The sequence below is a fragment of the Micromonospora acroterricola genome (assembly GCF_003172955.1).
Taxonomy (GTDB): Bacteria; Actinomycetota; Actinomycetes; order Mycobacteriales; family Micromonosporaceae; genus Micromonospora; species Micromonospora acroterricola.
The window spans coordinates 1-2,466 of the sequence record NZ_QGKR01000023.1; the positions used below are offsets into that span (position 1 = coordinate 1).

The 2,466-nt window shown below is 71.5% G+C and carries 2 protein-coding genes; both read left to right on the forward strand.

Annotation, left to right across the window (positions count from 1 at the left end):
* The first annotated feature begins 98 nt into the window (after positions 1 to 98).
* On the forward strand, positions 99 to 878 hold the full coding sequence (locus tag DKT68_RS00195) for an endonuclease/exonuclease/phosphatase family protein (protein ID WP_109815426.1): 780 nt from the start codon (positions 99 to 101) through the stop codon (positions 876 to 878).
* A gap of 169 nt (positions 879 to 1,047) precedes the next feature.
* Positions 1,048 to 2,466 (forward strand): M14 family zinc carboxypeptidase (locus tag DKT68_RS00200; RefSeq protein ID WP_109815427.1); only part of this gene is annotated, 1,419 nt, incomplete at its 3' end.

Consider the following 2,466-nt stretch of genomic DNA (forward strand, 5'->3'; position numbering starts at 1 on the left):
CCACACCCCCAACGCGCCCACCGCAACGAACACCAGCACCGAACACAGCAGCAGCTTGACCACCCGGCAACCCTGCCACGGGGACGTAGGGTGCAGGAGTGCGCCTGGCCACCTTCAACCTGCTGCACGGACGATCCCTCACCGACGGGCTCGTCGACCCCGACCGACTCACCGCCGCCGTCGGCGCCCTCGACGCCGACGTGCTGGCGCTGCAGGAGGTCGACCGCGACCAGACCCGCAGCGGCAACCTCGACCTCACCGCCATCGCCGCCCGCGCCCTCGACGCACCCCACCACCGCTTCGCCGCCGCCGTCGTCGGCACCCCCGGCGAACGGTTCCGCCCCCTGCGCCACGACGACGACGGCCACGGCGAACCCTGCTACGGCATCGGGCTGATCAGCCGGCTGCCGGTGCGCAGCTGGCAGGTCACCCGCCTCAAGCCGGCACCGGTACGCTCCCCGGTCTACGTCCCCGGGCCCGGCGGCGGCCTCATCCTGCTGCACGACGAACCCCGCGTCGTGCTCGCCGCCGTCCTGGACACCCCGTACGGCCCGCTCACCGTCGCCGCGACCCACCTGTCCTTCGTCCCCGGCTGGAACGCCCGCCAGCTACGCCAGACCATCCGCGCCCTGCGCGCGCTGCCCGGGCCCCGCGTCCTGCTCGGCGATCTCAACCTGCCCGCCGGCGCGGCCCGCCTCATCTCCGGCTGGCGCCCCCTGGGCCGCCGCCCGACCTACCCCGCCGGTCAACCCCGCGTGCAACTCGACCACATCCTCGCCGACCGGCAGGCCCTCAACCAGCTCCCACCGGTACGGGCCGTCACCGCGCCGCTGTCCACCATCTCCGACCACCGACCCCTGCTGGTCGACCTCGGCTGAACCCGTCACCCCGGAAACCCCGCCGACGCGGTGGGGCCCCACCAGGTCACCGCGTAGCGGGGGAGAGGCAGCACCCCAGCCGCAAGATTCCCTCAAGATCATTGCATCGACGAACTCCGACGATCATGCTGGGCGAAACCCGCGCCACGATCAACCAGTCGGAGGCCACATGAGACGCCAGCGGTCCATCGCCATAGCCGTATCCACCCTCCTCGCCGTCACCCTCACCTCCGCACCCACCGCCGCCAGCGCGCAGAGCGCGGCCGAACCCCACCAGGTCACCAACCTCACCATCCGCCAGGCCGACGGGTACGCCACCCTCGCCTGGCAACCCGTCGACGGCGCCACCGACTACCAGATCGAACGCACCGCCGTCGACGCCGACGACACCCCCACCGGCCCCGCCACCATCGTCGGCGTGTGGCGCCCCAACCGTCAGATCAACCAGGAGTCACCCACCTTCGCCGACGCCGGCTTCAACCCCGGCGACACCTTCCGCTGGCGCGTACGCGCCCGCACCGGCACCACCGAACAGCCCTACTCCGACCCGGTCGTCGCCACCACCACCGCACCCTGGGGCAACCCCACCACCCCCGGCCAGCAACTGCGCACCCAGTGGGAGACCACCCACGCCGCGCAGTACACCAGCGACACCGACGAGTACGCCTACACCGCCGCCATCGACGCCCTCAGCGACCGCGTCCGCGTCGTCGAACTCGGCCGTACCCTGCAGAACCGACCCATCAACATGATGGTCATCGGCAACCCTGCCCCGCCGGCGACACCGGCCGCCGTCGCCGCCACCGCACCCGTCGCCATCAACTGCAACGTGCACGGCAACGAGCCCGGCGACCGCGAAGCCTGCCTCATCATGGCCCGGCAACTCGCCTTCAGCACCGACCCCCGCATCACCGACCTGCTCAGCCACACCACCGTCCTGATCGTCCCCACGATCAACGGCGACGGTCGGGCCAACAACACCCGCGGCAACTCCACCGGCCAGGACCTCAACCGCGACTACTCGCTGATCCGGCAACCCGAGACCGCCGCGTACATCAAGATGGTCCGCGACTACCGACCCGTCGCCGGCTACGACGGCCACGAGTTCGGCAACTCCCGCGCCGGCGACCTGCCGATGCTGCCGCCCCGCCACCAGAACGTCGCCCAGCCCATCTTCGACCAGTCCCAGGACATGATCGAAGGCCACATGTACACCAAGGGCGCCGAAGCCGGCTGGTGGGCCTGCCCCTACGGCTGCGAAGGCGGCGGCAACGTCGGCCTCAGCGAGGAAACCATCCTCCGCAACACCCTCGGGCTCAAGAACGTCACCAACTCCCTGCTCGAGCTGCGCAGCTCCGGCGGACAGACCCGACCCGACGAGGGCAACACCGCCAACAACCGGCGCCGCAAGACCTACTCGGCCCTGTGGACCTTCCACCAGTTCCTCGACTACCACCGCGCCGACCTTGGCGACATCCTCGGCGCGCGCGCCGAAGCCATCGAAACCCAGGCCGCCAACACCGGCCGCCTCGTCTTCCGCGGCTCCCGGCCGATCCCCGCCCACCCCGCGCCGCACCCCGGCGACAGC